Raw genomic sequence first — 22,571 nt, 5'->3', positions numbered from 1 at the left:
TGGGGTGAAGGTGCCCCATCAACCATTAAATCCGTATACCCAAGTTGTCCAGCACACAGGCCAGCGGCGCGTCTCCCCAGGTGGCGTGCGCGCCGTTGATCAGCTCCCGGGTCTGGCGCAAGGCGCGCCGGGACTGGGTATGCACGTCCTCGGCCAGTGCCTGCACTTCCTGTGGCGCATGACGAGCGGCGCGAGTCAGGCGTGCGCTCTGCATCTGCAGATAACTCAATTCCTGGGCGAGGGTGTCGTGCAGTTCCGCCGCCAGATGTCGACGTTCGTTCTTCAGTGCCTGATCCACCGCTGCCTTCCTGTCTTCAGCGTGACGCGCCTGTTGCTGCTGATGCAGTGCCAGGCCACGGCTCAGGGCGTCGATGGCGGCGCTCGCGAGCCTCGATTCGAGGGCTGCGGCGGCCGGCTCTCCAAGCCACAACCAGTCATCGCCAGTCGCCTGTCTGTCAGTGGTATGCGTGAGGGCGATCAATACCCCGTGGGGCTTGCCCGAGACAGCTAACGGCTGGCGGCTGGCGTGCGCGTCGTGGGCGATCTGGCTGATGATCTCCTGCAGGGTCTGGCGCGTCTTTGCGGGCAGGACGAGGCCAGTCGGCGCGATCACCTCATGGCGTTGCTGATCGACTCCGCGATGCAGTACGCAGCTCTCGACAGGACGTGAGCAAGCCTGAGTGCCGGCAATCTGCTTGTTCAGCGGGCTCATCCACTCTCCCTGAAGTTCTCCCCAAAGCTCTCGCAGCAGCTCTCCCAGCAATGATGGCAACGTCTCTGTGAGGTCAGCGCAGGTGGCGATGCGCAGGGTGATGGCGTCGAGCCTGGGAGTCTCGCGCCTCGCATCGCCGGGGGAGGAGTGCAGTGGCTCGTCGGCGCGGCGTACATCAACCAGGGCGGCCGCCGTTCGTGCAGCAGGCACCTTGCCTTCCTTCCCTGCGCCGAGAATGACTTGCATGCGAGCTCCTCTCTCTACTTCCTGCTTCGGGGTTCTTTCTTCGGGCTTGCGATGTCGCGTCAGCAAGCTTGATTAGCAAGCTTCATGCCAGTGAACGGCTTACCCCTTCATGGGTACCTCTCTTGATGGATTGTCGCGATCTCCACTGTGAGTAAATTTAATTAACCATGAAGAACGTGGTGCGTCACAGAAGGGGATATGCACCATCCAGGCACATCGGGGAGCTGCTTCGCCCCATCACGCGTGCAACGCCGAACCCACTTGCCATGACCACAAGAGGTATCACCACGATGGAGCTTGCAGTCGAGATACCCGCAGCCACGCCGTGCCAGCCGTATCGTTATCGAATACCCGGGCTGGATGCGCTGGCGCTTGAGCTGTCGCCGGGGGACAGCGTGCAGGTGTCATCCGTCGATGGTGCCCAGGCCTGCGAGTGGCTGCTATTGCCACCAGGAGGCCGGGAGGGAGAGCACGGGGTGGCACAAGCTGGAGGGGCACAAGCTGGAGGGGCAGAAGTTGCAGAGGCAGAAACTGGAGAGCTTGCAGACGCAGTCGATGGACTGACACTCGCGCGCTACGCCAGCATCACCTGTCTGGAAGAACATGCCTTTGCCAGCCAGCCACAAGGGGGAGAAGAGGGGAAGGCCGAGCAGGCACGAAGCCCGTTCACCCAGCAGCGTCTGGCAGCGCTGGGAGTCGCGCAGGTGCCACTGTCGCAGTGGCAGCGCTTGTCAGTGACCGGGTTGCCGGCCGAGATTCGCTGGCCGCGTGAAGCGCCTGCCGCGCGCCTGATTCTGCTGGCCCCCGGTGATGACATGCAGCTCGATGGCAAGCATCTGGCCACCGAGCTTGAGGTCTCGCACTTCTGCGGGGGGCTGGTGGGGCAGGAGCAGCTGCCAGCGCCATTGGCGCCGATCAAGCAGGAGACGAGAGTCTCGGCGGGCACGGTCGAGGTCTATGAGGTCAAGCAGGGCTAGTGGATCCAGATCATCGATGTGGTGGGTCGCCAGTGCTCCGATTTCGTGGCCTTCGATGCCAATGCCTGGGCGCAGGGGGAAGAGCTGGGGCTGGACGCCGGCGCCACGCGCAGCCTGTCCGGTCATTGCATGCCCAATCCGGGGCTCTATTCGGTGTTCTTTGATCAGCATCTGCATCCGATGCTTGAGGTCGTGCAGGACACGGTGGGGCGCCATGACAGCTTCATGCTCGCCTGTTCGCCGCAGTATTACGAACACCACGGCTACTTCGGCCACGATAGCTGCACGATCAACTTCAACAACGCCCTGTCGGCGTCGCATGGCATTCAACAGCGTGCCAGCTGGCCGGCGATCAACTTCTTCTTCAATGCCTATGTAGAGCCCTGCGGCACCCTGGCGGTGGATGAGCCCTGGTCGCGCCCCGGCGACTACGTGCTGCTGCGCGCCGACCGTGACCTCATCTGCGCCTCATCGGCCTGTCCGGATGACATCGACGCCGCCAATGGCTGGGTGCCGACCGATATCCAGGTGCGCATCTACGCCGCTGAACATGATTTCCCCCGTGGGATCGCCTATCGCAATCGGCCCGAGGAATTGCCGCGCATGACACTGCCCACCGCCTTTCATCCCTGCACCTCCGCCTTGACCAAGCATTTCATCGACTACCACGGCTACTGGCTGGCCACGCATTACGAAGGGTGGGGTGCGCGGGCCGAATATCTGGCCTGCCGCGAGCGGGTCGCGATGATGGATCTCTCGGCGCTGCGCAAGTTCGAGGTCGCCGGCCCCGATGCCGAACGCCTGCTGCAATACGCATTGACCCGCAATGTACGACGGCTCTCCATCGGCGAGGTGGTGTACTCGGCCATGTGTCAGGAAACCGGCGGCATGCTCGATGACGGCACCTTGTTCCGCATGGGCGAGCAGACCTTCCGCTGGATCTGCGGTGACCCGGCCAGCGGCCAGTGGCTCAGGGAGCTTGCCCAGCGCCAGGGCTATCGCGTCACGGTGCGTGACTCCACTCATCAGCTGCACAACATCGCGCTGCAGGGCCCGAAGAGCCGCGAGGTGCTGGCGCCGCTGATCTGGAATGCGCGTACCCAGCCAGACGTTCAGGGGCTGGGCTGGTTCCGCTTCATGATCGGTCGTCTGTCGGGGCCGGATGGCATTCCGCTGATGGTGTCGCGTACCGGCTATACCGGCGAGCTCGGTTATGAAATCTGGTGTCATCCCAAGGACGCCCCGGCCGTGTGGGAGGCGATCTGGGCGGCGGGTGAGCCCCATGGCATCGCGCCGCTGGGACTGGATGCCCTCGACATGCTGAGAATCGAGGCGGGGCTGATCTTCGCCGGTCATGAATTCTGCCCGCAGACCTCCCCCTATGAAGCGGGTATCGGCTTCACCGTGCCGATGAAGAGCAAGGAGGATGATTTCGTCGGGCGGGCAGCGCTGCAACGCGAGGCGCCGGAATCACGGCATCGCGTGATGGGCCTGAAGATGCACAGCAGCGAGCTGGTCAGCCATGGCGACCTCGTCTACCACGGCCGCTATCCGGTGGGCGTGGTCACCAGTGCCACCCAGTCGCCGCTGCTCGATCGCTCCATCGCGATGTGCCGCCTGGCACCGGACTTCGCAAGCCCGGGAACCCAGCTTGAGATCGGCCAGCTGGATGGCCATCAGAAGCGCCTCGCCGCCGAGGTGGTGACATTGCCCTTCCATGACCCGGAGCGCCTCAAGGTGCGTAGCTGATCTCACTGCCAGGAGGGGAAGCATGAGAGGTGAGTCGCGAGCAATGACCTGCGTATATGCAGCGCCCTGCAAGTCATCTCACGGTGCATGCCGTGGCCGGCATGCCTCAATAACGCCCATCCTCCTCGCAGGGAAGGCTTCATGGGCTTCATATCTGAAGAGGAGTCCTCGGTTTCAAGAATGATGCAGTAAAAACAACGAATTGCTGAGGGTGGCCAATGAGGGTCATCTGGCATGTCGCTTGCTTTATCCAGCAGGTCCCCTTGAAAAACAACAACAACCCCCGGACGGGCAGTGCCGCTTGCACAGTGAAGCGCGCTGATCCACAGGCTCCGGTAAAGGAGAAAAGACGATGGATGAAAAGACGTTGCAAAGCATATTGGATATGCATCAGGCGATGAACATCGAGGTGTTCTATTGGTGGTGTACCGCCATCATGTTCCTGATCCATGCAGGCTTTCTGGCCTATGAGATCGGTGCCTCGCGTTCCAAGAATGCCTTGGCATCCGGCATGAAGAACGTGCTGACGCTGGCCTCGATCATCCCCGCCTTCTACTTCGTGGGCTGGTGGATCTACAACGCCTTCCCCAACGGGCTGATCCCCATCGAGGCGTCCGCCGCTCTGCCGTGGAGCGCGAGCATGCGTCCGGACGCCGATGACATGGGCACCGGCATCTTCTTCGCTGCCTTTGCCCTGTTCGGCGCGACTACCGGTTCCATCCTCTCGGGGGCGGTGATCGAACGCATCCGCCTGGGGGCCTTCCTGATTCTGGCGGTGATTCTCGGTGCCGGTGTCTGGATCATGGCGGGCGCCTGGGGCTGGCATCCGGATGGCTGGATGCTGCACAAGCTGGGCTACCACGATGTCGGCGCCGCCGGTGTGGTGCACGCCGTGGCCGGCTTCTTCGCGCTGGGCGTGCTGCTCAATCTGGGCGCGCGCATCGGCAAGTACAGTGACGATGGCAAGCCGCAGGTGATCGCGCCGCACAACATGCCGATGACGTTGATCGGCCTGATGCTGATCATCGTCGGTTTCTTCGGCTTCCTCGGTGGCTGCATCATCTTCAACACCGGTGACATCGGCTGGACCACCATCTACGGCAATCGCACCAACCTTTCTGCCTTCGCCTTCAATACCCTGATGGGCTTCGGTGGTGGCGTGATCGGTGCCTATCTGTCCTCGCGTGATCCCTTCTGGACCATGTCCGGTGCGCTGGGCGGCATCATCACCGTCGCGGCGGGACTGGATCTCTACAACCCGGGGCTGGCCTTCGTGCTGGCGGTCACCGGTGGCGCCCTGATGCCGAAGATCGGCGCACTGCTCGAGAAGCGTGGCCTGGATGACTCCGTCGGCGCCTTCGCGGTGCATGGCTTCTGCGGCTTCTACGGCGTGGTACTGGTGGGCATCTTCGCGGCCGGCTTCCCGAATGTCGGCGAAGGCGTGCCGGACGTTTCCTTCACCGGCCAGCTGACCGGCGCGGTGGTGATGGCACTGACGGGCTTCATTCCGGGCTGGGGCGTGGCCTATCTGCTCAAGAAGTTCAACCTGCTGCGCGTGCCGCCGCATGTCGAGGTACTGGGGCTGGACCTGTTCGAAGTCCCGGCCAAGGCCTATCCGGAAAGCCTGTCCTCCGAGACGAGCTCCAGCGTGCCGGCACGTTCCGGTGGGGTGGTCGCGGCGCCGATGGACAAGCGCCCGGACATCAGCTGAGCCCTGGTAGCTGAGCCCCGGCGCACATCCTGAAGGGGCCGGTCTGTCGAGATGATGTCGAGATAAGCGCTGACTGGCCCCGTTATTGCAGTACTGGTAGACCCAACCGATATCCGCTTTCGCAAGGAGTCTTGCAATGGAAACTGTCGATACTGTGGTACACGCTGGCAACTACGCCTTCTTCTTCAGCAACTCTGGTGCCGTGGCGGTGTGCCTGCTGGTTGCCGCTGGCGTCTGCATTGCGCTGAGCGCCAACATCCTGCGCCACGAGAAAGCGTCCTTCGAGAGCAAGAAGACGCCGTGACCCTCCGGGCATCAAGACCGGCATATCAAACGCCGCAGCGCTCAGCGCTGCGGCGTTTTTGATAGGTGCCATTGCACCCGATTGGCTTTGCGCGAAGAGAGTGTGGCGTGCGTCACGCAGTCGTCACCTGAGAGCTTGATAATGGCGGCCCCTCAAGGTGGCACTCATGGAACGCGCGATAGCATGAAACTGATTCATCTGACCGATACCCATCTGGTCGCCCCTGACAAGCGACTTTACGGGCTGGACCCACGTGCACGGCTGGCGGCTGCCGTCGCCGATATCAATCTGCGCCACGGCGATGCTCAGGGCGTGATCATCAGTGGTGACCTGACCGATCGCGGTGAACCGCCCGCCTTCCAGGCGCTGCGTGAGGTACTGGAAGAGCTGTCGATGCCGTATTTCCTCGGCATGGGCAATCACGATGCGCGTGAGGCTCTGCAGTCCGCCTTCCCGGAGCTGCCCTGTGATGACGATGGCTTCGTGCAGTATGCGCATGCCTTCGGACCCGACGCCGATGATTGCGTGCTGGTGATGCTCGATTCGGCCGTCGCGGGGGAGCATGGTGGTCTGCTGTGTGAGTCTCGCCTGGCGTGGCTGGATGCCTGTCTGGCTGCGCATCACGATCGCCGTATCCTGCTGGCGCTGCATCATCCGCCCATGGCCCTCGGCATCCGCTACATGGACGACATCCGCTTGCAGAATTCACAGTCGCTGCATGATGTGATCCAGCGGCATGGCAACGTCGAGCACTTGCTGTTCGGGCATGTGCATCGTCCGGCCAGCGGTGTCTGGCGAGGGCTCTCGTTCTCGACCCTGCCGGGCGTCAACCATCAGGTCGGGCTGGATCTGGTCTCCGCGGCGGATTGTCTCGCCGGCAGTCATGAGCCGCCGGCCTATGGCGTGCTGATGATAGGCGAGGAGCAGATCGTCAATCACCTGCACCTCTACATGGATGACAGTCGCCGCTATTTCTTCCACGACACGCTCGAGGCCGCCCAGTCGCTGGAGGCGCTCGATGAATTGATCGCTCTGCAGCGCGATGAGCGGATTCCGACTCGCGAGCGCGAGCCGTTGAGCAATACCTTGCAGGCAGCTGAGGCAGCAAAAGAATGAACAAAGCGTTATATGTCTTTGATTTTGATGGTGTGATTGCCGACAGCCTCACACTGTGTCTCAAGGCCTGCGCACATGCGGCGCGCCTGGAAGGGCGGACGATCGTGCTGGAACGCGATAGCTGGGAGTCGCTGGACAACGTGACCTTCGAGGAGATGGCGCGTGTGCAGGGCTTCACGGGCGAGGCCGTCGCGCGCTTTGCCGCGCATGTCTTTGCCTATACCCGACAGGCGACGCCGCCGGCGGTCTTCACCGGCATGCGCGAGGCCTTGTCGGCACTCGCCGAGCAGGGCGACGTCATGGTGCTGTCGGCCAATCACAGCGAGATGATTCGTGCCACGCTCGCCGCCGCCGGCCTGGCGGATTGCGTGTCACAGGTGCTGGGCGGTGAGATCGCGGGCAGCAAGGGGGCCAAGCTGGCGGGTCTGATGGCAGAGCCGCAAGTGGCGGTGGAGCGCAGCTGGATGGTGGGCGACGCCGTCAGCGACATTCGCGCCGCGCACGAGGCAGGGTGTCGTGCCGCTGCGGTCAGCTGGGGATGGCAGAGCCCCGAGCGGCTGGCCAGCATGGCGCCGGAGCGGGTCATCGCGCAGCCGCAGGCGCTGATATCACTTTGCGATCTGCCAAGCAGCGACAGTCGCGAAGCGGTATAGAGCCTGAGCAGGGCCTGCCGCAAGTATCAGGCCTTTGCGCACGCTTGCTCTGATTCACTCATGCTCTGGTTCACTCATGCACTTGTGAGCTGTTGCACATGTGAATTGATAGAACGATGCCGCCGAGTCGTGTCATGACTCGGCGGCATCGTTGCCTGACGGATCAGGAAGCTCGTCGTCTCAGACGGCTTGCTCGCTCAGACGGCTGCTGACTGAGACGGCCTGCTCAGGCGTCGTCAGTCGCGAGCTGCGCGGCGGTGGCTGTCTCGCCGCCTGCTTGTCCAGCGCTCTTGTCGGGCTGCGCCAGGAAGGCTTCCAGCGAATCATCCATCGCGTCGAGCCAGGGCGTGTGATGGCGCGGGGCCATGGTGCCGGTCATCAGCGAGCGGTAGGAGAAGTCACGGAAGGTCATGATGTTCTCGTGCTTGTGGTGCTCCCACTCGAGGAAGGTGCGATTGACGCCGTCGATATCGAAGCTCGGATAATCCGTCTCCGAGATCAGTGACTTCACGTAATCACCCTGGAAGAGGATCATTGATTCATCACTGTCCAGTGTCTCTTCCCTGTCACGCCATGGCTGACTATCCGCCTGCATCGCCTCGCGGCTGGGCAGCGCGATCTCACCGAGAATCACGTCACGCACCCACCATGCCTGGGCATCGAACATGTTGAAGGTGTACCACTGGTCCTGCATGCCGAGGTAGAACATGCGCGGATTCTCTTCCCAGGCAGCGCCCTTGTAGAGACCGAGCGGCCACATGCGATTGCCCGTCTTGAGGCGCAGTGGCTCATCCAGGAAGGGGAAGTGGTGGAGGTAGCCGGTACACAGGATGATGGCATCGATCTTCTTGCTGGTGCCATCGCGGAAATAGGCCGTGTCGCGGTCCACCTTCAGCAACAGCGGCTTCTCTTCCCAGTTGTCCGGCCAGGCAAAGCCCATCGGGGCGGTGCGATAGCTGGTGGTGATGCTGCGAGCGCCATACTTGTAGCACTGTGAACCGATATCTTCGGCAGAGTAGCTGCTGCCGATCAGCAGCAGGTCCTTGCCCTTGAATTCCAGCGCGTCGCGGAAGTCATGAGCGTGCAGAATACGGCCATTGAACTGCGAGAACCCCGGGAATTCGGGCACGTTGGGGGTCGAGAAGTGACCCGATGCCACGATGACGTGATCAAACTGCTCCTGAACGACCGCATCGGCCTGCAGGTCATGGACACTGACGGTGAACTGCTCACGGGTGTCGTCAAAGCTGACGTGGCGCACCGGGCAGTTGAAGCGGATGTACTTGCGCACGCCTGCCTTCTCGACCCGACCCTTGATGTAGTCGAAGACCACCGCACGTGGCGGGTACGAGGCGATGGGATGGCCGAAGTGCTCCTCGAAGGAATAATCCGCGAACTCCAGACATTCCTTGGGACCGTTGGACCACAGGTAGCGGTACATGCTGCCGTGGACGGGCTCACCATTCTGATCGAGACCGGTGCGCCAGCTGTAATTCCACAGGCCACCCCAGTCACTCTGTTTTTCAAAACAGACTATTTCGGGAATATCGATACCCTTGTCAGCGGCAGATTGAAAGGCGCGCAGCTGTGCCAGGCCACTCGGCCCTGCGCCAATGATCGCAATGCGTTTTGTCATGGGTATTTCCTGTTGAGACTGTAATGAGACGTCATGTTCCGTGAACAACGAGTTGCGGGATCTCGTGTTGACCAGGTGCTTTTTCCTATGTAGTGGAGCGCGATAATAATGAGCATTATCCAGCGCTTGAGTGGCCTGGAAAGGTAAGGAATCCAGTTGACTGGTCACCTGACATTTCTCTGAACCTGAACACGGAAGCCGTATTTTTCTTGCCTTGAGAGCAATCTACGGCTCGCGGAACGTGAGGCATCCTCGCAGAAATGATGCGCCATCTCAAATGTGAGGCATTGATTCTGAGTGTATGAAGTGTACACGATCACGAGGGTGTTTAGACTTTAGTGGTAAGATTATTTCGGGTTGTGTCACTTTGGAAAGGCCAAGCGCAAGGATGCGATTTATCGACTCATGGCTCGGGTTATTTTTTTGTAAACTGTTGATTTGCGTGTATATTTTTGATGTTGTGGTGGTGGTTTTCCGTGGCGTTATCTGGCTTGTTTTTCATGTGGAAAGAAAAGAAGATTGCCGTGTTGCAATGTCGATTCGAAGGTGGATGATTTTCTGCCTATTCAAGGCATACTGAGTCAAGCGGGTGGAGGGCTGAAATGATCTATTGGTCAAGCAAGTGGGTGCTGGTAATTTTGTGATTTTGCGTAAAATAGGGGTGTGAGGAGGATGGAAAAGGGGTGTCACAATAGTGAGTGCTGTGTGAATGGAGAAAGAGACGGGATCAGGAGGGAAAAGGGCGCCAGATTATCGAATGATCCTCGCTGGAGGATTTGCTGGAGGATTCGCTGGTGGGGAGGGCTAGAGGATCTGCTGGGCTATTCGCAGAACTATTCGCGGGGCTATTCACTCACCAGGCCAGCGACGAGGGGGGAAGCGGAGGTTGATCACTCTGCATGCCGAAAGGGCGTATACTGGACTGGCGATAGAGAAGCTACAGGAGAAGACACCATGACTCACAAGCGCAAGGTGCAAGACAACGCGCTCAAGGCGGCGCTGCGTACCCCGATGTTCAAGCAACGCGTGGTAAAGGCGCGCAAGGGCAAGGGCAGCTATCAGCGCCAGGGCAAGTCGCAGGGAAACAGGGGCGGCAGTGAAGCGCCTTCAGTCAGTGTGCACAACGCTGCCTGAAGACGCTTCATTGGTGCGGTTTCCCACGACCTGACATGCATCACTGCAAGGGACTGAAACATGAACGCCGCAGCGTCAGCGCTGCGGCGTTTTGCGTCTGTTCTATTTTTTCGTCTGACCTACTGAGAGCGACTCAGCTCGAGAAGTGCGCATTCCAGGTCTCGGCGCGTGCGGCGTCGCGGGCTTCATAGTCGGCCAGCACCGTCTCCAGTTCGCCCAGTGATTCATGCTCACGATCCTCACCCAGCTGCGTCAGGCGCAAGGTATACCAGGCTGTCACCCCGCCTTCCGGCGGCGCGCTGAAACGCGGAAATTCTGGTGCGGGGCATTCTCCGGCCTGCCAGAGGGCGGGTAGTGACGGGTGCAGCGCTAGAGGGCGGGCCAGGCCGACGAGGTCGACGGTTCCCTGTACCACGGCGTCTTCGGCCTGGGCGAGTGTCTTGAAGCCGCCGGTTGCCATCAGGGGCAGGGTTGTCACCTCGCGTGCACGCTTGGCGAATTCGACGAAGTAGGGGCCGCTGGCACTGGCATCTGACGCGGAGCTGGCGCCGGGGAAGTAGGTACCGCCACTGATGTCAATCAGATCGATGGGCAACCCATCGAGCGCTGCTATCACCTGCAGCGCTTCGGCTTCCTCGAAACCGCCTTGCAGTTGATCACTGGAGTTGAGCTTCACCATGACCGGGAAGTCGTGGCCGACGGCCTCACGCACGGCAATGATCACTTCCCGCATCAGCCGCATGCGGTTGTCGAGGCTGCCGCCGTAGTCATCCGTGCGCTGATTGAAGAGGGGAGACAGAAACTGGCTGAGCAGGAAGCCGTGTGCCGCATGTACCTGTACCCCGCCAAACCCGGCGTCACGGGCCAGGCGCGCCGTCGTTGCCATGGCCGCGGGCAATGCCTTGATGGCCTCAAGGCTCATGGCCTCGCAACGTAGCCCGGGAATATCCAGTGCACTGGGGCCATGCGCCGTGCTGGTCGGTGGGTAGGCCATCGCACCGGCGTGGCCGAGCTGCAGCCAGAGGTCTGCACCGTGCTGTTGACCGCGCTGGGCCAGTTGCGTGAAGGCCGCGAGATCGGATTGCGCGTTGAGCACCAGATTGCCCGGTTTCTCGGCATGCTGGTGGTCAGGCTGTACCTCACCGACCAGTGACGCCGCCACGCCACCCTCTGCCCAGCGCTCGTAAAGGCGCATCTGTGCCTCGCTGGGGTGTCCCGTGCCATCGCCGAGAGAATCCGACATCGCCGCCTTGACGATTCGGTTGGCGAGCACCCGGCCGCTTGGCAACGTGAAGGGCGTGAACAGGGCGGAGGCTGTCGGCTGGTCTGTCATGGGAGATGTCTCTTTTTGCATGGGGCAGGCACTTTACCTGATACAGAATGTGGCACTGAACCTGGCATTTCAGGAACTGAGGATTCCTCTCAAATTCTCTGGAAACCCTGCACGCCGCCTGTCTGGTAGCCATGGCGTTGCCTGTCTACCGTAGTACCTGATCGCCGATGACCTGGTTTCTGGACGCTTGGTCCCGCTGCTGGAGGACATACGTGGGGACGGCGTAGATGCCAGCATCTACATCGTCCGCCCGGAGACGCAGATTATTCCTCGGCGAGTGAGGGTGCTGATGGGTGCCTTGATAGAGGGATTTGACACCGGCCAGGAGGCGTTTGCCAAGGGCATGACTTATCTGGTGATCATCATGGTCATTACATGACATATTATCTCCAGGAGAGATAACAGGATTTCAGTGACGTACATCATGGAGCGATACATGTCACAGATAGGACGCAATAGATTGGCGGTACTTATTGATGCTGACAATGCGCAGGCTGCTATCTGCGAAGCGTTGCTGGCAGAGATTTCAAAATTGGGAATCAGCACCATAAAGCGGGCTTACGGAGACTGGACGACGCCGAATCTTGCGCCATGGAAAGAGCATCTTCTGCGTCATGCCATTCATCCCGTTCAGCAGTTCAGCTATACCCAGGGCAAGAATGCAACTGACTCTGCGTTGATCATCGATGCCATGGACTTGCTGTACTCGGGGAACGTGGAGGGGTTCTGCCTCATCTCTTCGGACAGCGACTTCACGCGCCTGGCGGCTCGTTTGAGAGAGAGCGGCATGCTGGTGTATGGCTTCGGTGAAGACAAGACGCCTCAGCCATTCGTGTCTGCGTGTGACACATTCATCTTCAGCGAAGGACTGCGCAAAGCTACTGAGAAGCCTGTCCCGGCCATGCCAGTCAGCAAACCAGCTGCTGAGCCGGTAGCGCTCGTCAAGCCGACCAAGGCACAGAGGCAGTTGAGGTCGCATATCTTGAATGCGGTGAATGAACTGCAGCAGAAAGATGGCTGGACTCCCTTATCAGCAGTGGGAAGTTATCTAAAGAAGAAGATGCCTGACTTCAAACCGTCTGATCATGGTGCCAGCAAGCTTGGAGCGATGATTCAGAAACTGGATTATCTGGATGTCTGTCGTAGGCCTGTTAAAGGGGGAAGTATGCATTTCTATATCCGAAAAAAGGTTAGCCTGCCTGCAAAGGCCAGCTGATCATGCAATCTCTAGAGCTAGTCAGTCACACAAGCAGATGGATAACAATCAGCGGGTCTTTCCAGATAATGAGCAGTCGTCGCTTTACTCAGCCGCCATCATTCGCTCGTACAGCCCATCCTTGAGCAGGCTGCGCTGGTGCTTGAGTTGGTGCATGGCGTCGTCGCCGATCGGTGATTCATCGACTTCCAGGGCGTGAATCTCGGTATCTATCCGGGTATAGGCTTCCGCGATGCGGGCGAACTCTTCATTGCCATTGATCAGGCGCAGAATGAGTTCACGTTGCTGAGGGAAGTCATTGCACAGGGAGTGGTCATCGATATGCATGGTGTAGCTCCGGAACAGGGTGGAAGAATCCAAAAAGAGGGAGTGTTGCCACTCCCCTAAAGGGCATCCTTGCTTACGTTGCAGGACGTATTCTCAGACGATGGACTGGACATCGATCACGATCTGATCCCAGTTGCGCTGGGCGTTCATGTCGTTCTCGACATCGCTGTCATAGGCATTCTGGAAGCGCTTGATGGCGGCGGTCTGACTGGTGGCCTGATAGAGCCAATAGGCCTCTTCCTTCAAGGCATCTTCGATTGGCTTGTCGATGGAGGCGTAGATGGCCTGCTTGCAGGCGTTGATGGCGGCTGATGGCCACAAGGAGATTCGCTCGGCCAGCGAGTCGACGAAGGGGCCGATCTCCTGCGGGTCCAGCGCACGATTGATGGTGCCGTATTCGGCGGCCTGATCGGCATCGAAGTCCTTGGCGCTGAGGATGATTTCCAGCGCTCGGCCAAGGCCTGCCTGACGTGCCATGCGTGAGGCACCGCCTCCGCAGGGCAGAATGCCCATTGCGACTTCCATTTGCATGAAACGAGCCTTGCCCCGTGCGGCGAATCGCATGTCACAGGCCAGGGCAAATTCGTGACCACCACCGCGGGCAAAACCTTCAATCTTGGCGATGGTCGCCTGGGGCAGGCGGCTGATGCGCTCAAGGACCACCTGCAGGTCCAACAGCTTGACCTCACTCTGATGAACCGCATGCGTCGACATGTCCTTGAGGAAGTCCACGTCGGCATGGGCGACAAAGATCTCTGGATTGGCTGACTGGAAGACCACCACCTTGGTATCGCTGTCCCGCTCGAGCTTCTGCGACAGCATGGTCAGGTCGGCCAGCATGGGAATGTCCTGAATATTGACCGGCGGATAATCGAAGGTCACATACAGAATGGCGCCTTTCCGTTCAGCACGGAACGTCGTAAATTTGTTGTATATCATGATGTTACCCCGATTCGATCGCCGCCCGTCGTGTGTAATCAACGTTAGCACCGAGTCAGGAGCTTGATTACCGAGAGATGTGTGGAAAGACATTATTCGATTGGTTGAGACTGGGCATTCTCAAGAGAAATCAGTCGGTTATCAGACGGTATCAAGCGACGGCAATAAAAAAGTCCCGCGATGGTCGTGGCTGGCAGCGACCTTCGCGGGACTCTCGCCTCAGAGGGAGGGGGCAGAAAAGTAGAGAGATCCTAGTCCTGGTGGCTCTCGGCGTGGTTGGCGCCGATACGCTTGGTCCAGCGCTGGCGGGCGAAGCGGCGCAGATTGGCCACGTTGTCCGTCTCGTCGATGATGTCCTCGCCGAGAATCGTTTCCATCACGTCTTCCAGCGTGATCACGCCCAGCCAGTTGCCGAGGTTGTCATAGACAACGCACAGGTGCTGGCGCTCGCGTTGCATCAGCCCGAAGGCCTGCTCGACGTTGTCCTCGGCATGCAGTTCGCTGATCGGGCGCATCAGGTCCTTCAGGGGAGTGGTGGGCTCTGCCTGATGGGCGTCGGCACGGTGGATCATGCCCAGCGTGCGTTCATCGGCGGTCATCACCGGGTAGCGGCTGAAGGGCCAGGTCGCCAGCTGGTCATTGAATTCGGCCACGCTCATCTCGGGGCTGACCGTCTGACAGACCGGGCGTGGCGTCAGTACGTCACGCACCTTCATCTCATGCAGATTGAGGATGTTGGTGATGACGCGCTGTTCGTCATTTTCCAGCGCCTTCTTCTCCAATCCCATCTGCGCCAATGCCTTGATCTCGCCACGTACGTCGATGTCATGCGCATCCTTGCCAATGCGCGAGGTGATCAACTCCGATAGCCAGATCAGCGGCTTGAGCGCGACGACCATGACATTGAGCACGCCGGGCAGCATCGGCGACAGCTGACGCCAGTAGGTGGCACCGATGGTCTTGGGAATGATTTCCGAGGCCACCAGGATCAGCAGCGTCATCACTGCCGAGGCCACGCCGACCCAGGCTTCCCCGAAGACGACCGATACCTGTGCGCCCACCCCCGTGGCACCGACGGTATGCGCGATGGTGTTGAGCGTCAGGATGGCGGCCAGCGGCTTGTCGATATTGTCCTTGAGCTTGGCCAGTGCGGCGTGGCGCTTGGGGTGCTGGTCTCTCAGGCTTGCCACATAGCTGGGGGAGAGCGACAGCAGCGCCGCCTCGAGCACGGAGCAGATGAATGAGATGCCGATCGCGACGGCAGCAAACAGGATCAACAGAAACATGAGGCGTGCTCCTAGGGGGAAGGCATCTATTAGTGACATACGACGCAGTACTGTCAAACCCGTGAATTATCGCAGAGTTTTCTGCCTGCTGGCCAAGCTTGCCAGTCTGTCTGGAAAAGTGCCGTTGACTCGAGAAGTACAGAAGGTGGGCAAGACTTTATATGAGACAAGAACTAATTTTAGATGATAATGAGATTGTTTTGCTTTAGGAATTCATTGTATTTTGTGGGCGCCCGCTATATTCGCAAGCCGCGGCCGGGCATGGCAGTTGAGTGGCAACGTGCGTAAATTCAGCCGTCAGTGCGGCCCGCAGCAGGCGGTAGGCCTTCACCAGGATTCACAATGCAGGGATTTGCAGCGACATGGCAGAGCCACTTGGAGACATGGCCGACAGTCAGACCACTCGCCGCGTCATGGCCTCGCCTCAACAGCGCCCTTCATCGCTCAGCGAGCGGCAAGGCTGGCGAGCAGCAAAATATCCGCATTGCGAGGGGCAGGTGCATGACCTGCATCCCTGGCGAGACGCGCATCTGACGCTGTGTGATCTAGAGGTGTCACGCGCCTATCACGGCCAGCATCAGTTTCATGAGGGCCTCTATCTCTGCCTGGTGTTGGAAGGACGATTGACGCTATCAGGCCTGGACGGCGCGCGGATCGACTTGTTCGCGGGGCAAGGGGGGATCTTCCGCCCGCCGAGTACGCAGTCTGCGCCAGCGACGCTGAAAAGCTACCATCCTCAAGGCCGCCTGCGTTGTATCAGTTTGTACCTGGAGGATGAGGCCAGTCAGTCCCTACAGGTGCGGCGGGGTCTGGCGAACTGGGATGCATTGCCGTGCGCGCGTCATTCTCAGCCGCTGGGCTGGACACCGGGGCGCTGGCTTCATCAGCAACTGGATGAGCGTGTCAGAGCCCCTGATGGTGAGGGACCGCAAGGAGATTGCGATACGCCGGCGTTCACCGCCTGTGAGGGCGATATGCTGGAATGGCAGGGGATTGCGCTGCAGTTGTTGGGGGCGGCGCTCAAGCGCCGCGCTGGTGAGGCACAGGATGTACCGGCGTCTCCCGCATCGTCATTAGTGTCCCCATCGCGACCCCACAGCGTCTGTCGACACCTGGAGGCGGTACGCCAGCGCCTTGCTGCCGTGCCGCATGGCGCGTACTCGCTGGAGGAGCTGGCACGAGTGGCCTGCATGAGCCCCTCCGGCTTGCGCCAGAAGTTTCGCCAGGCCTTCGGGCAGTCGCTGGGCAGTTATCAGCGTGAGTGTCGCATGCGGTGTGCCGAGCAGGCTCTGCGCCGTGGAGTGAGCATTCAGCAGGTGGCGCATCAAGTGGGGTATGCCCATGCCTGCAACTTCGCCACGGCCTTCCGGCGTCATTTCGGGGTGTCGCCACAGGAGGCCCGCGCCAGGTTTCATCGCGTCGATTGAGCCGCAATGGTGACGAGCACCTGAAAGCGAGCTTGAGATTGTCACAATACGCAAGCGGGCACCTCATGGGTGCCCGCTTGCGTATGTCGTACTCGAAGGTTCAGTGCTGCATCTTGCTGGTGATGCGAGCTGGTCTTACAGGAAGGGAACCATCGGCAGTACCACGTCATCCAGCAAACCTGTCGGGTAGTACAGGTTCATTGCCGCCTGCATGCCGAGCAGGAAGACTGCCACGCCCAGCGCGAAGAGTCCTGCGAACAGCGGCGACTTGCGTGCAATGGTGAGCTGGAAGCCCAGGCAGAACAGCACGGCGGTGGAGACGAAGCCCAGCAGCGCACTGATACCGATCAGTCCGAAGAAGCCAAGTACCACACCCACTGCCTTGAAGGCCGGTTGCTGGACGCGAATCATGCCACGACGCCAGCCATTGAAGACCACGGCGATCACCGAGAGCAGTGTGATGAAGGCGGCCAGCGTGGGGAAGGCCTTGCCCAGCGGCATCAGATTTCTGACGTCATAGAGCGCCCACAGGGCGGCTGCGCCCATCATCAACAGCAGCAGGAAGTCGACGCCACCGAAGCCACGCGATTCCAGCACATCTTCTTCCGGGGACGGTGCGCTCTCCACCACTTCATGGGTCTGCCGACGACGCATGATCGCCTTGCGGATCACCGGCAGGAAGAAGGCCAGCAGGATCAGGCCGAGGATGATCAGTACGCCCGGACGCAAGAAGGCTTCGGCGCCGTGGAACTGCATGCTCTGATAGAAGTAGTTTTCGGCGCCTGGTGCCAGCACGAAGCCGATCAGGAAGGCCGGACGCGACCAGCCAGCACTCTTGAACAGTACACCGATCATGCCGATCATGCCCAGCGCGGCCCAGTCACCCAGTGAGCGGCTGGCCTGATAGGCAGCGAACAGGATCAGAACGGTGATGGCAGGGGCCAGAATGGCGAAGGGCACACGCGTCAGCTGCGCGACCGGACGCGCCAGCATCAGACACAGGCCCGCGCCCAGGATATTGGCCAGCGCCAATGACCAGATGATGGTGTAGGTCATGTCCAGATTGGTGGTGATCATCGACACGCCGGGTTCCAGTCCCAGCAGCAACAGCCCGCCCAGGAAGACCGCCGCCGTGCCGGAGCCTGGCACCCCGAACAGCAGTGTCGGCACCATGGCACCACAGGCGCAGGCATTGTTGGCGGATTCCGGCGCGATGACGCCGCGGATGTCACCCTTGCCGAACTGGCTCGGGTCCTTGGCGCTCTTGACCGCGAAGCCGTAGGTGATCCAGTCGACCACGGAGCCCGCCAGGCCCGGAATGGTGCCGATCAGGCTGCCGATACCGGCACAGCGCGCAACCAGCCACTTGTTCTTGACCACATCCTTGATGCCGGCAGACCAGCCTTTGCCCAGGTCCGTGTTGCCGTCCTTGGCGATACTGCCACGTCCCAGCAGCAGCTCGACGATTTCCGGCAGGGCGAAGATGCCCAGACCCAGCACGATCAGCGGCACGCCGTCGTACAGGTAGTCGATATCCAGGTTCATGCGGTACTCGCCGGTCGCCGGAGCGGCGCCGATGGCGCCGACCAGCAGGCCGAGGCCGCAGGCTGCGGTGCCCTTGAACAGGTTCTTGCCGGAGAGAACGGCAACCATCGTGAGGCCCAGCAAGGTCAGCACGAACAATTCGGCTGACGAAAAGGCCAGTACAAGAGGGCGTGCGACGAGGATGAAGCCGGTCAGGATGATGGCACCGATCACGCCACCACACAGGGAAGACAGGAAGGCACTGGTCAGTGCGCGGGCTGCCTGGCCTTTCTTGGCCAGCGGGAAACCATCGAGCACCGTGGCTTGCGAGGCGCTGGAGCCGGGGATCCCCATCAGAACCGAAGCGAAGGTGTCGCCGGTGGGAATGACGGCGACCATGCCCATCAGCATGCCCAGGGCGTAGCCCGGGTCCAATCCATACAGGAAGGGCAGCAGTAGGGCCATGCCGGCGATGCCACCCAGGCCGGGAATGATTCCGACCAGCAGGCCGACGAAGATACCGACCATCATGAACAGCAGATGCGTCAGCGTGAAGACGTGTCCAATGCTGGACAGGAGGGTGTCGATCATGGCGTTACTCAACCTCTTGTTCTTCTCTAGATGCTTCTCTAACACTCAGAGGCGGTGCCGGGGAGAGCATGGCGAGGCAGGGAGGGAAAGGCTCACGGAGCTGCTGGTCGGCAGCCCCGTGGGTGGGTCCCCATCACATCCGGGCGTTCAGGTCATTACGGGTGTGATTGCATGCCTCAACGAGATTGCAGGCGGATATTGTGGCGCTCCATCAGCCAGTTCTTGACCCATTCATGCTCGGCTTCGCTCAGCTGCATGGCGTCCTGAAGCTGGGTCGCGGCGGCCTTGCCGACCATCAGTCCATAGGGCCCGACCTTCTCGGTGGCTTCCTTGAGGAACTCGGGGTCTTTGGCCAGATCACGCGCGGCCTGGCGGTAAAGCTCCAGCAGCTCCGGGTCCACGCCCTTCGGCACCAGCAGCATCTTCTGCATGGCGTAACCGGAGGCGAAGAACTTATGGAAGATCTGGTAGGCCTCGTCATCACGTGAATGGCCTTCCTGGGCCAGATACAGTTCGGAGAAGGTCGGCAGGTCCGGGAAGGACGGATCGCGCTCGATATGGCCTTCGTCATCCATCACGCCAAGGCTGAACAGCGGTACGGCCTGGCCGGCATCGACCAGCGGCGTGACGTTGCTGTTGTAGGCGGAGGTGGTCTGGAAATCGAGGGCGACTTCGCCACGCTCGAAGGCCAGACGGCCTTCACCACGGCTCTTCATGCCGAAGACCGGGTTGACCTGGAAATCGAGAAGATCGAAGGCCATCAATACCGGCATCTCGAGTCCGGTCGGGTTCTGTCCGGCGAACTTCACCTCCTGGGAGGCGAGAGCCTCGAGTGCGCTGGCGCTATCCTTGCCCAGTGAGCTTGAGGCATAGACGACGCCGCCTGTCGGTGCGGCGAAGATCGGCTCCCAGTCGGCATAGTCATAGCGCACGCGACGGTCGCGCAGCATGGCCGGATACTGGGTAGAGGCCGAGGTGACGACCATCTCGTCGCCGTCATCGCCGGCACGCTTGCTGAACAGGTTGACGCCGGTGATGGAACCACCGCCCGGAACGTTGTCGATGACGACGGCCGGGTTGCCCGGCAGGTCCTTGGTCACCCAGTTGGACATGAAGCGTGCCCAGACATCCGTGCCGCCCCCGACACCGAACGGCACGGTCCAGGTCAAGGTGTCAGGGACTTCCGCCGCGGCGTGAACGGCTGAGGACAGTGGCATCAGGCCCATGACGGGCAGCATGAAGGCCAATGCGGTGGTACGGGCATGACGCTTGAGGGTCTGGCGCTTGGGGGGAGACACGATGAGGGACATGGTCTGACTCCTGATTATTGTTGGAATGCGTTGTCGATCAGTGATGCGCTATCTGCATGGCGGCGCAATCAGGCTATTTGGTTGGCGAAAATTCATTGTAAATCAATATACTGCAGTACCAGCTCGTTGCCTGTCGACGATGTCTCCACATCTGGCGCTTGCCAGCGCGGTCGTCTGGCGTGTCATGCACGCCCAGGCATTTCCAGCGAGTCGGGGAGGTTCAAGAACACCTCGCCACTCATGATCTTGCGTGCCGTGCGCAGCAGAGACACACGGGCGGGGGTCATCGGGTCGGCATTGGTATGCTCGACCTCGACATCCAGAAATCCGGCGGGATGTTCCAGATGAACGTTTGCCGCCAGGCTATCCGGTGCCAGAGTGCCGGCTGCGAGTGCTACACGATTGGCCAAGGAGCCCGGGATGCTGGTCGCAACGGCCAGCGTGATGGCACCCGTGACGGCCAGGGCGCCATGGCAGCGATGCGGCACGAAGTAACGGGCGCAGAGAGTGCCGTCCTGGGTGCGCGGGGCGGAGAGAATCACCGGCTTGGGCAGCACCGAGCCGCTGACGTCGCCCATGCCCATCAATTCTCCCGCCTTGAGGCGAATCTGCTCGAGGCGTGCCATCGCCTCGCGGTTGGCGTCCATCTCGGCCGGCGCTTCGTTGCCCGCCCAGCCCAGACTTGCCGCTTCGACCAGCACTACTGGCGTGGCGGAGTCGAGACAGGTCACCTCGACGCCATCAATCACGTCGATGACCTTGCCGCTGGGCAGCATCTTGCCGGTCTTGGCGCCCACCGCGCCGAGGAAGCCCAACTTGATGGCGCTGCCGGCGCCGGGCACGCCACTGATGCGCGTGTCACCCTGGTAGGCCACCGCGCCGCCGGGCGTCGGTACCTGGCTGTCGATCAGCGTGCGGGTATTGAGGTTATGAATCCGCAGAGGCGTCAGGTCACCCTGCGGCGCGATCATGCCGGTCTCGATGGCGTAGGGGCCGACGGCGGCCAGCATGTTGCCGCAGTTGGGCGAGAAGTCGACCTTGTCGCCTTCCACGTCGACCTGAGCGAACAGGTAATCGACATCAGCTTCAGGATGACTGGGCGGCCCGACGAGGGCGACCTTGCTGGTCAACGAATTGCCGCCGCCCAAGCCATCGATCTGCAGTACGTGGCCGGACCCCATGACCTGACGCAGAACTTCGCGACGGCCTTCGTCATCGGCGGGAAGGTGATCCAGACGCAGGAAGGGACCCCGAGAGGTACCGCCACGTAGGATCATGCAAGGAAGTGAATGCATCATGTTGGAACGCGCTCCTGTCTGTTTGCGCCTTCGTGAAGCATCACAGCCGATGATCTATGCATCAAATGCAAATAAAACCTATACTGTCATCATTGTGCGCATTAATCCGAAAGCTGAAACAATAAGGTAGTTGCATGCATAGATTGGAGTTTCTGGACCTATCGGCGTTTGTCGAGGTTGCCGAGAATCATTCCTTCAATGAGGCGGCAGAAAGGCTGCATATTTCGCAGCCGGCGTTGTCGCGCCGCATCCAGAAACTGGAGGAGGTTCTGGGCGCCAAGGTGCTGGAGCGCACTACGCGAAGAAGTCGTTTGACGCCCGTTGGTCGTGATTTCCTGCCCAAAGCCCGCAAGTTGCTCGAAGATTATGAGTCGTCTTTGGTCGGCGTCCGCGAGCTTGCCACCCACCGCAAGGGGGTGCTGACCATCGCTTGCCTGCCCACGGCAGCCTTCTACTTCCTGCCCAGCGTGGTGCGCGAATTCAATACCGCCTATCCCGGTATCCGGATTCGCATTCTGGATGTCAGTGCCAATGAAGGAGTCGAAAGGGTGGTCTCGGGGGAGGCAGACTTTGGTATCAACATGGTCAGTGCGCACCATCCGGCGGTGGATTTCACCTCCATCTATCGTGATCCCTTCGTGCTGGCCCTGCGTCGAGACCATCCTCTTGCACAGAAACAGCGCGTGGAATGGAGCGACCTGGACGATGTACGCCTGATCACGGTCTCGCGTGACAGCGGCAACCGCATTCTGCTCGACAACACACTGCTGTCCGCCGGCCTGCATCTGGATGGCTTCTATGAGGTGCAGCATCTCTCGACGTCACTGGGTCTGGTCGAGAGCGGGCTGGGCGTCGCCATCCTGCCGTCGATGGCCATGCCGGGGCCGGAACACGAGGTACTGTGTCAGCGTGAACTGCCCGAACCGCGCATTGATCGCACCATCGGCCTGCTGCGGCGACGAGGTGAGTCCTTGTCGCCAATCGCGGAGCTGTTCATCGAGATTCTGCTCAAGCGCTGGAACTGAGTCACTCGTCTGGGGCGAAGAGGGGCAAGGCCACAATGGAAAGCAGAGTGGCAGGCA

General features: G+C 60.6%; 20 protein-coding genes. 11 read left to right on the top strand and 9 right to left on the bottom strand.

What is annotated here, in order from left to right:
• Positions 1-25: 25 nt before the first annotated feature.
• On the bottom strand, positions 26-958 hold the full coding sequence (locus QQF40_RS16730) for a histidine kinase (protein ID WP_285461984.1): 933 nt from the start codon (positions 956-958) through the stop codon (positions 26-28).
• A 266-nt stretch (positions 959-1,224) separates the two neighbouring features.
• On the opposite strand from QQF40_RS16730, the gene QQF40_RS16725 reads away from it, so the two are divergent.
• The 6 genes from QQF40_RS16725 to QQF40_RS16700 all read left to right on the top strand — a co-directional run bounded on the left by QQF40_RS16725 (position 1,225) and on the right by QQF40_RS16700 (position 7,468).
• Positions 1,225-1,935, top strand: coding sequence for a hypothetical protein (locus QQF40_RS16725; RefSeq protein WP_285461983.1), 711 nt, complete (start codon positions 1,225-1,227; stop codon positions 1,933-1,935).
• 18 nt (positions 1,936-1,953) lie between these two features.
• The gene (locus tag QQF40_RS16720; protein WP_502871439.1) at positions 1,954-3,684 is read left to right on the top strand and encodes a DUF1989 domain-containing protein; all 1,731 of its coding nucleotides are present in this window, start codon (positions 1,954-1,956) and stop codon (positions 3,682-3,684) included.
• Between the two features lie 352 nt (positions 3,685-4,036).
• Entirely contained in the window at positions 4,037-5,395 is a 1,359-nt protein-coding gene (locus QQF40_RS16715) for an ammonium transporter (protein ID WP_107335007.1), read from the top strand.
• 136 nt (positions 5,396-5,531) lie between these two features.
• Positions 5,532-5,699 (top strand): hypothetical protein, encoded by a 168-nt coding sequence (locus tag QQF40_RS16710; RefSeq protein ID WP_153635554.1) that lies wholly within the window; start codon positions 5,532-5,534, stop codon positions 5,697-5,699.
• A 183-nt stretch (positions 5,700-5,882) separates the two neighbouring features.
• Positions 5,883-6,815: a phosphodiesterase gene (locus QQF40_RS16705; protein WP_285461982.1), complete on the top strand. Its 933-nt coding sequence runs from the start codon at positions 5,883-5,885 to the stop codon at positions 6,813-6,815.
• Entirely contained in the window at positions 6,812-7,468 is a 657-nt protein-coding gene (locus tag QQF40_RS16700) for an HAD family hydrolase (protein WP_285461981.1), read from the top strand. The genes QQF40_RS16705 and QQF40_RS16700 overlap by 4 nt, the downstream gene beginning before the upstream one ends.
• A 226-nt stretch (positions 7,469-7,694) precedes the next feature.
• Here QQF40_RS16700 and QQF40_RS16695 read toward each other — a convergent pair whose 3' ends face one another.
• Entirely contained in the window at positions 7,695-9,104 is a 1,410-nt protein-coding gene (locus QQF40_RS16695; RefSeq protein ID WP_285461980.1) for a trimethylamine monooxygenase, read from the bottom strand.
• 954 nt (positions 9,105-10,058) lie between these two features.
• Between QQF40_RS16695 and arfA the strand changes: the two genes are divergently transcribed.
• Entirely contained in the window at positions 10,059-10,238 is a 180-nt protein-coding gene (arfA, locus tag QQF40_RS16690) for an alternative ribosome rescue factor ArfA (protein WP_043332202.1), read from the top strand.
• Positions 10,239-10,371: 133 nt separating this feature from the next.
• Here the strand turns inward: arfA and QQF40_RS16685 are convergent, their stop codons facing one another.
• Positions 10,372-11,571 (bottom strand): oxidoreductase, encoded by a 1,200-nt coding sequence (locus QQF40_RS16685; protein WP_176676874.1) that lies wholly within the window; start codon positions 11,569-11,571, stop codon positions 10,372-10,374.
• A gap of 187 nt (positions 11,572-11,758) precedes the next feature.
• On the opposite strand from QQF40_RS16685, the gene QQF40_RS16680 reads away from it, so the two are divergent.
• Together QQF40_RS16680 and QQF40_RS16675 are read left to right on the top strand one after the other, a co-directional pair.
• Positions 11,759-11,950, top strand: a complete 192-nt coding sequence (locus tag QQF40_RS16680) for a hypothetical protein (protein WP_176676875.1) — start codon at positions 11,759-11,761, stop codon at positions 11,948-11,950.
• A gap of 57 nt (positions 11,951-12,007) precedes the next feature.
• On the top strand, positions 12,008-12,787 hold the full coding sequence (locus QQF40_RS16675) for an NYN domain-containing protein (RefSeq protein ID WP_176676876.1): 780 nt from the start codon (positions 12,008-12,010) through the stop codon (positions 12,785-12,787).
• Between the two features lie 84 nt (positions 12,788-12,871).
• Here the strand turns inward: QQF40_RS16675 and QQF40_RS16670 are convergent, their stop codons facing one another.
• The 3 genes from QQF40_RS16670 to QQF40_RS16660 all read right to left on the bottom strand — a co-directional run bounded on the left by QQF40_RS16670 (position 12,872) and on the right by QQF40_RS16660 (position 15,339).
• Positions 12,872-13,114 carry an HP1242/YdcH family protein gene (locus tag QQF40_RS16670; protein WP_176676877.1) on the bottom strand — a complete coding sequence of 81 codons (243 nt, stop codon included), beginning with the start codon at positions 13,112-13,114 and terminating at the stop codon, positions 12,872-12,874.
• A 93-nt stretch (positions 13,115-13,207) separates the two neighbouring features.
• Positions 13,208-14,053, bottom strand: coding sequence for an enoyl-CoA hydratase/isomerase family protein (locus tag QQF40_RS16665; RefSeq protein ID WP_176676878.1), 846 nt, complete (start codon positions 14,051-14,053; stop codon positions 13,208-13,210).
• A 251-nt stretch (positions 14,054-14,304) separates the two neighbouring features.
• Complete coding sequence (locus QQF40_RS16660; RefSeq protein ID WP_253061763.1) at positions 14,305-15,339, bottom strand: CNNM domain-containing protein; 1,035 nt, start codon at positions 15,337-15,339, stop codon at positions 14,305-14,307.
• A gap of 362 nt (positions 15,340-15,701) precedes the next feature.
• Here QQF40_RS16660 and QQF40_RS16655 point away from each other — a divergent pair, with 362 nt between their 5' ends.
• Positions 15,702-16,766, top strand: a complete 1,065-nt coding sequence (locus QQF40_RS16655) for a helix-turn-helix transcriptional regulator (protein ID WP_176676880.1) — start codon at positions 15,702-15,704, stop codon at positions 16,764-16,766.
• Between the two features lie 135 nt (positions 16,767-16,901).
• On the opposite strand, the gene QQF40_RS16650 is transcribed toward QQF40_RS16655, so the two are convergent.
• From QQF40_RS16650 to QQF40_RS16640, 3 genes are all read right to left on the bottom strand, one after another.
• Positions 16,902-18,881: a tripartite tricarboxylate transporter permease gene (locus tag QQF40_RS16650; RefSeq protein WP_285461979.1), complete on the bottom strand. Its 1,980-nt coding sequence runs from the start codon at positions 18,879-18,881 to the stop codon at positions 16,902-16,904.
• A 176-nt stretch (positions 18,882-19,057) separates the two neighbouring features.
• A complete protein-coding gene (locus QQF40_RS16645) occupies positions 19,058-20,191 on the bottom strand; it encodes a Bug family tripartite tricarboxylate transporter substrate binding protein (RefSeq protein WP_285461978.1) in 1,134 nt (377 codons plus the stop codon).
• 182 nt (positions 20,192-20,373) lie between these two features.
• Positions 20,374-21,489 carry a 4-oxalomesaconate tautomerase gene (locus tag QQF40_RS16640; RefSeq protein ID WP_285461977.1) on the bottom strand — a complete coding sequence of 372 codons (1,116 nt, stop codon included), beginning with the start codon at positions 21,487-21,489 and terminating at the stop codon, positions 20,374-20,376.
• Between the two features lie 134 nt (positions 21,490-21,623).
• Here QQF40_RS16640 and QQF40_RS16635 point away from each other — a divergent pair, with 134 nt between their 5' ends.
• On the top strand, positions 21,624-22,514 hold the full coding sequence (locus QQF40_RS16635) for a LysR family transcriptional regulator (RefSeq protein WP_176676883.1): 891 nt from the start codon (positions 21,624-21,626) through the stop codon (positions 22,512-22,514).
• Positions 22,515-22,571 lie beyond the last annotated feature (57 nt).

It is taken from the genome of Cobetia sp. LC6, from assembly GCF_030264805.1.
Lineage (GTDB): Bacteria > Pseudomonadota > Gammaproteobacteria > Pseudomonadales > Halomonadaceae > Cobetia.
This window is presented reverse-complemented; position numbering and strand designations above follow the sequence as displayed.